The 7,201-nt window shown below is 66.8% G+C and carries 5 protein-coding genes and 1 pseudogene; 2 read left to right on the top strand and 4 right to left on the bottom strand.

Annotation, left to right across the window (positions count from 1 at the left end):
- Nucleotides 1–203 (bottom strand): annotated as a pseudogene (locus IE312_RS38740) (hypothetical protein); the annotation flags it as partial.
- Nucleotides 204–430: 227 nt separating this feature from the next.
- On the opposite strand from IE312_RS38740, the gene IE312_RS04585 reads away from it, so the two are divergent.
- Entirely contained in the window at nucleotides 431–1,273 is an 843-nt protein-coding gene (locus tag IE312_RS04585; protein WP_189978614.1) for a helix-turn-helix domain-containing protein, read from the top strand.
- Entirely contained in the window at nucleotides 1,270–1,470 is a 201-nt protein-coding gene (locus IE312_RS04580) for a DUF397 domain-containing protein (RefSeq protein WP_189978613.1), read from the top strand. Before IE312_RS04585 ends, IE312_RS04580 begins: the two co-directional genes overlap by 4 nt.
- 49 nt (nucleotides 1,471–1,519) lie before the next feature.
- Here the strand turns inward: IE312_RS04580 and pglX are convergent, their stop codons facing one another.
- From pglX to IE312_RS04565, 3 genes are all read right to left on the bottom strand, one after another.
- On the bottom strand, nucleotides 1,520–5,248 hold the full coding sequence (gene pglX / locus IE312_RS04575) for a BREX-2 system adenine-specific DNA-methyltransferase PglX (RefSeq protein WP_229899042.1): 3,729 nt from the start codon (nucleotides 5,246–5,248) through the stop codon (nucleotides 1,520–1,522).
- 251 nt (nucleotides 5,249–5,499) lie between these two features.
- Nucleotides 5,500–6,714, bottom strand: coding sequence for a hypothetical protein (locus IE312_RS04570; protein WP_189978612.1), 1,215 nt, complete (start codon nucleotides 6,712–6,714; stop codon nucleotides 5,500–5,502).
- 209 nt (nucleotides 6,715–6,923) lie between these two features.
- A partial coding sequence (locus IE312_RS04565; RefSeq protein WP_189978611.1) for a hypothetical protein occupies nucleotides 6,924–7,201 on the bottom strand: 278 nt, incomplete at its 5' end.

Genomic DNA, 7,201 nt, shown 5'->3' with positions numbered 1-7,201 from the left:
AGCTGGCGCTTGGCGCGGGTGAAGGCGCAGGCGCCGATGTTCGCGCGTTCAGCCGTACGGGAGAGGGATTCTCGCGCGCCCTGGGGGAGCGAGAGTTGCCAGGTGAGAAGGCGTACGGCGTCGGAGGAGAGCCGGGGATGCCGGATGATGTCGTGGGAGAACTGGGTGTAGGCGCGCGGGGGCGCGATATGGTGCCGGTACATCACTGTGGGAGCCCTAACTTCCACTGGTGGTTTAGGCCCTCGCGGACGGTCGCTAGCCGTCGCGGGGGCCGTCTTATGTGTTGCTGCTGGGAGTGACGGTAGCGCACGCAAAGTGGCCGGATGGACGCGTTGAGTGAAGAAAGCTTTCGCGAGGAGCTGTTCACTCACACGAGGCAACTTGTGCCTTTTGGGGCGCGGTTGGCGTACTGGCGTCCTACTGTGCGGCCATGGATACGGGTGCCGATTCGGGTGCGGGCGGTGCCGAGCCGGACTCGAACGTCGAGTTCCTGCGCTGCTTCGGCCGGCAGATGAAGCTGCTGAGGGAAGCGGCCGGGCTGACTCAACCGCAGTTGGGCAGTCTGGTCGGGTACGGCGAGGCGCAGATCGCGGCGGTGGAGCAGGGACGCCGGATTCCCAAGCCTGAGCTGATCGACGCGGTGGACCGGGTGGTGGGGGCGCGGGGCGTGCTGGTGGCCATGAAGGAGGAGGTGGCCAAGGCGCGGTATCCGTCGTTTTTCCGCAAGTTCGTCAGTTATGAGGTCGAGGCCAACGAACTGCACGTATACGACGCGCACTTGGTGAACGGGCTGTTGCAGTGCGAGGAGTACGCGCGAGCCGTCTTCGAGATGTGGCGCCCGTTATTGGATGCGGAAACGGTGGAGCAGCGCTTGACCGCCCGTTTGGACCGGCAGAAGCTGCTCTCGCGCCGTCCCAAACCGCTGCTGAGCTTCGTCATCGAGGAGCACGTCTTCCTGCGGCCTCTCGGCGGCAAAGAAGTGCACCGTGCCCAGTTGGAGCACCTGTTGATGATGGGCCATGAGCGGAACATCGAGATCCAGGTCATGCCCACGGATCGCGACGAGCACGGCGGGGTGGCAGGGCCGTTCACGTTGATCCTTACGCGCTCAGGGCGCAGGATGGCTTACACGGAGGTGCAGAGCCACAGCACCCTGCACGCGGAACCGGCGAGGGTCCAGGGGTTCGAGTCGACGTATGGCGTTTTGAGGGCGCAAGCCAAGAACCCCAAGGAATCGCTGGCCTGGATCGAGAAGCTCTTAGGAGAGTTGTGAAGGCCAACGCCGATCAGGTAGCCGGGCTGACCTGGGTGAAGAGCAGCTACAGCGCGGGTGATGGCGGTCAGTGCGTGGAGGTCGCGGACGTGGGTACGGCCGTGCTGGTCCGTGACTCCAAGCGGCCGGAGGAAGCGTTTCTTGCCGTCGGCGCCGATGAATGGGCGGCGTTCGTGCGGCTGGCCGCGCGCGGCTGAACAGTGCGACGGAGGGGGGGTCGGCTGCCGACCGCCCCTCTGCGCTTGCTTACTCGCTCTTCTTCTTGCGCCCGCCGGTCTTCTTCTCCGGACGCCACTTGACGAGGTCCGCCTCGGATACCTCCGCGTCCGCGCGGCCCGAGTCGAGGGCGGCCTGGAACTCCTCGGCGGGGTTGCCCTCCCACTCCTCGTCGTACTCGCCGTACCACTGGTGGACCCAGGGCATCACTTCCCGGAGCCCGGCGAGCAGAGGCACGAGCCGGGGGTCCTTCTTGTCCCAGCCGCCGACCTCGATCCGGCTGCGGATGAGACCGACCAGGGCGTCGGCCTGGTCCCGGTGGTTCCAGCCGGCCCAGCCGAGGAGGAGGGAGCCGTCCGACTCCAGGGAGGCGCCGGGGTAGGAGATGAAGCGCTCCTTGGGAACGTCGAGCTTGCCTCGGTTGGACCAGTAGGAGTGCTTGAGGAAGTCGGCGCTGGTGTACTTCGGCGGCACCTTGATGTCGAGCCGCTGCCCCGTACGGTCCTCCTCCCGCTGCTGCTCCCAGACCTGCTCCCACTGGGCCCGCTTGCGCAGACCGGAGTCCTTGTAGCGCAGGGCGGCCAGGTACGGCACGTGCTCGGCGTCGATGACGGCAGCCAGCACGGTGGCGAGGGAGGCATCCCGCTTGCCGAGGTGATCGGTGGCGTACAGCTCGGCCACGGCCTGGACGTCCTTGTCGTGGCGCAGGGCGTCGGCGAGCTGGTTGACGGTGAGCGGCCGGGGCACGGTGAACCCGTCCCGCTCGTCGAACCACAGGTCCTCCCGCTCGGCGGCATCGAGCAGCCAGCTCCGGAGGGCGGCGGCTTCCCGCTTCTCCCAAGGCTCGATGGACCAGCGGCGCTTGAACTCGGGCCGCTCGATGAGACGGATGTCCTTGTTGGCCTCGATGAGATCGATCCGGGCCTGGACGACCTTCCGGTATGCCTCCGGCCAGTGGGCCGGGATCTCGGTGACGGGGGTGGACCCGTGCCGCTCGAACCACTTGTTGCCACCTTCACCGTCCCGCATCTTCCGGGCCAATACGATTTCGAAGGCGCGCTCCCCAAGACATACTTCCGGAACCTCAGCTGCGGTGGTTCGTGCGAGCTCGTTGGGGCTGAGCAGTCCGTACGCACCGTAGAAGGTCCAGTCAAGTTCCTCCTGCAAGGCAATCATCCGGATGCGGGATCGGCTCTCGCCGCGGCGAGCCTCAGCCAGAGCTTCACGACTCGGTACACCGTTGGCGGTACATGTTGTGGGGGCATGCTCGACAGCCGCTCTGGCGAGAGCCTCGAGTTCGTCACTGAGGGTGAGCGGAAGATGCCTGGGAAGCGGAAACTCCAGAAGCTTAGTTCCGGTGAATTCGTACCGGTGTTCCCAAGGTTCGTCAGCATCTCCTCTCTCGGCTCCAGGGCGCCCCTTGTTGTGGCTCATCTGCTTCAGCCAGAAACAAGCCGTCGATGAGTTCAACACGCCCAGCAATTCCAGATACCGCTCCCTGCTCACTCCCTTTCGGAGTTTGATCAGCGGTGCTGACTGTTTGAATGCCTTGCTGTCTTGTACTAGTGCGAAGTTACTATGAGTAGAAACGAAGCTAAAAGCGATCGCCTTCGCGTCAGCTTCTGTGTCGCTGGGGATCTGATGCCATCCATGCCAAGGGCGGCTACTATTGAAGTAGGTGCCCGTGCCGAAGGTCGCTCGGTTTCCAAGTTCCGTTCGGACGGGCCATAGAAAGCGTGAGAATCGGGGCAGGGTCTCGATGGCCAACAGGTTTTTGGTTGAGTCATAAGGGTGGAAGACTTCATTCGGTGCGCGCACGTACCAGTCTCTAACGTCCTCCCCGGCTGCAACAGGGACGCGAGCCTCCTCTTCCAGTCTGTAACGCGTGAAGACCCCTTGTGGTGCCAACATGGCGTCGTCGGCATGCGTCATCCCGTAAAAACCAATACGGAGAACACGGTCACTGAGACGCCCCGCATCCGCATGAAGCTGCGACATCAGATCAGCGATGCCTCCCCCGGAAAGTGACCAGGGGTGTTTTGCCCAACGCCCGCGTTCTACGTCCTCAGAAGATACCCACTGTGACGCGCTTCCTGGATGCTTGACCTGCTTGACAATCGCCTGCCACACCAGGCCCTTCTCAGGCTCCGCAGGTTGACTCCCCTCTCCCTTGACCCCGAGAACTGCACGGACAGCCTGTGCCTTCCGAGGTACATGGTTCCGCCCCGCTAGAATGACGGTCGGCGTCCCGTGCCCCGGAATGTAAGCCCCGGACGTGTCGATCACATGCGTAAGCTGAACCCTCGGGAAGAACTCCTCGATCAGCTTCTTCCCGAACTCCCTCTTCATGAACGAGTTGGCAGTGATCTGCCCGGTGAACCCACCATCCCGATGGTCACCCCCCGCCCGCACCGCCAGCTCAAAAATCCGCTGAGCGAACGGTACGGACAACGCGTACTGTCGATAACAGGCGTCGTACGCGGCCTTGTAGTTCTTGTTCTCGTTGGCGTCCTTGACCGTGATGTACGGCGGATTCCCCACCACCACGTGATACGAACCCCGCCCGAGAAGATCAACCTCCCGCGCGTACTCCTCCACGTCCTCGGTGCGGAAATAGAACGGCTCATTGTCCGCGAACAGGGTGTCAAAAGCCTCAGTGACCGTCTCCGCGCCCCGCCCATGAAGAAGCGAGTCCGCCACAGCCACCCGGATAGGCAACCCGGGAGCCGCGCTCAAGTCCCGCACGCCGCCCGCCTTCAAGGCAGCCACCAGCAGCCGGAACCGAGCGATGGCCACGGCGAACGGGTTCTTGTCGGCGCCGTGCACGGACTCCAACGCCCGCCGCACCAGCACCCAGGGCTCAGTACCCGGCTCGGCCTCCCGCCACTTCCCCAACAGCCGCTCGAACATGCCCAGCAGGAAGTGCCCGGAGCCGCACGCGGGGTCGATGCACCGCAGCCCCCGGACGACCTCCTCGCCGCCCGGACCGTCGGCCCACACCTCACCGTCCCACCCGGAGGGCCGGTGCTTCCACGCCGGCGTCAGCCCGAACTCCTCCACGGCGGGCTCAAGGGTCAGGTCGAGGATGAACTCCTCCACGAACACCGGGGTCTGGAGCAGCGCGTACGTCTTGCGGGCGTGCTCGGACAGGTCCTGGTACAGGTCGCCGAGGAAACGCGTGTCCAGCGCGGGGTCGGTGAAGTCGTGGACGATCTCGCCGTCCGCGCCCCGCTGCCGCCAGAACGCGAGCAGGGCCGTAGCCGCCTCGTAGGAGGGCGTCACCTCGTACAGCGGATTGTGCGCGCGGTCGAACAGCCCCTCCACCGTCCGATGCGACTTCGCCAGCGCGTCGAAGGAGTCCAGCAGCCAGTCCCGGTCGTTCTTCGACGGGTTCTCCCGGAAGTACGCGTCGTGCCGGTCCTGCGCCTCGGCCAGCCGATCACCCGGCCCCGAGAGCCACGCGTCCGGGATCAGCCCGTTGTCCTCGCTGAACCGTACGAAGACACACGCCAGCACCCACGCGGCGGCGATCTGCACGACCCGCTCGTCCCGCCAGGTCTCGTACATCGCGGCCGTACGCTCCGCCGCGACCGCCTTCTCGTACTCGACGCGCAGCGCGTCCCGGAACTCGGGCTCGTTCTCGGTACGGGCCCGGAGATCGTCCTCAAGGATCCGGGCCTGGGCCTGGAGATCCTTCAGCAGCCGCGTCCTGTCGAGCGAGGCCCCCGCCCCCTGTGTCTCCTCGGGCGTCACCGTCACAGCCGCACCTCTCATCCCGCTCACGGTCCCGCGATCACCGCGGATGCACCGATTTCCCTGCGAACCCCCCGGCCCGCCGTCCCATCCTGCCAGCCCCGCCGCACCGCATTCGTTGAAACCGATGCGTACCGGGCCGTCCACCAGGCGCGACTCGACATTCGTGCTGGTCAGACGGTTGCCGGTGCCACACACCAGCGGTCCGGCCATGCGGACCGGGACGGGCGCCACCCCACCGCCGTACGCGCCCTCGCCTACATCCCCCGCTCGTGCTCACGCACGTACGTGAAGCCCCGGGGCAGCTCGTGGGGCCCGGCCAGGCCGGCCCTGGCGTGATCCTCCCGATAGGCGGCTGCCGCCTCCGGGCTCGCGTCCTTGCCGAGGTGGCCGATGCGCATCAGGTGCCCCGCGACCCGGTGGGCGCTCACGCCGTACCCCGCGCTCGGGTCATCGCGGAGGTCCTCGCGTTCCGCGACCCGGAGCACCGGGGCGTAGCAGAGCAGCGGAACCGGTGTCTCCCCGCGTCGTGCGGGATAGTGCAGCATGGCGGCCCGGTTGATGCTGCCCTGCTCCCAGGTGAGGAGCCGGCGGGACAGGAGCCGCTCGATCGCCCCGTGGATCTTCTTCTCGGCCGGCCGTTCCGACGGCTGCGCGCGCTCGACGGTGTTCCGGACCAGCGCCTCCTGCGGCAGCAGCGCCCGGCCCTTCTCGTCCAGGTAACCGAGTTCGCGCAGCGCGATCAGGACGAGTTCCTCCACCCGGTCCACGCGGGCGTCGAACGCCGCGAGTTCACGGGTCATGATCCTCGGGTCGTAGGCGTAGCGGACCACGGTGCCGCCGAAGACGACGGGCTCGTCCAGCGGGGTGTAGGCCAGGCGCAGCTTCCTCCAGGTGTCCCACCGCACCGACACGCGGGTGCCGGGAAGGACGAAGGACTGCCACGTCAGACCGGTCAGGACCGGCTCGGTACCGTTGGCGTCGAGCCTGATGCCCTTCTGCTCGTCCAGGATCCTGATGCGGCGGCGCCCGCGCAGGAACGTGAGGTCGAAGCGTTCCTGGGAAGCGGCTCGGCCGGCCATCTCGGCAGGTACGGGGCACGTACCGTGCAGGAGGTGCTCGGCTCGCACGTGGAACTTCCACTCCACCGTGAGACCGGTGTTGACCACCGAGTGGGGCAGCCCGCCGTCGAGTTCCCCGACTACGACGCCTGCGAGGTCCTCCGCCTCCGGGACCTGCGACTGCGCGTCCGCGACCGGCTCCGGGGCCGACGCCTCCATGCGCCCGTAGCAGCCGTTGCAGTACAGGGCGTCACCCCGTGCGGCGACCAGCTTCGCCGTCTTCGTCTGACCGCAACGCGTACAAGTAAAGGGCGCGACCGCCGCCAACCGCACCAGCTGCGTGTCGCCGCGCGGCGGATACGTCTTCACGATCTTCTTGCCGAGGAGGCCCCCGCCCACCTTCATCACCATCGATCCCCCCGGATCTTCCGTCCTCCAGGTCCTCCCTCGGCAGCGGCAGACTGGGAGCACAGCACGAGTGGGACCCGGGGCGCCGCTCCGCGGAAGGAAAGGTGATCAGCGTAGATTTCCCCACTTGGCCGGGCAAGGTGTTCCGTCCGGATGGCACTCGGTGCCCGCGAAATCCACGGGCACCGGTACGGTCCGCCGACCCCCGACGATCAAGCGGGTGACTCGGCCGTGCGCAGGCTCTTCAGGAACAGCCCGTCCAGCACCTCCCACTCCGTCACCCGGTCCACCACCTCCACGGTCCGGCCGTCCAGCGTCGGCGTGGCACGCGGATCCTCCGCCGGAAGCAGCAGCCACAGGCCGTGCGGGGCGTCGGCGGGGCGCCGCGCCGACTGCTGGAGCGAGGCCAGCAGCTCCCGGCCCCCGGCCTCCCAGAAGCGGGCGATCAGGCCGGCTTCATGGGCGAGCAGGACCGTACGCGGGCCGGAGC

Source organism: Streptomyces capoamus (assembly GCF_014654935.1).
GTDB lineage: Bacteria > Actinomycetota > Actinomycetes > Streptomycetales > Streptomycetaceae > Streptomyces > Streptomyces capoamus.
This window is presented reverse-complemented; position numbering and strand designations above follow the sequence as displayed.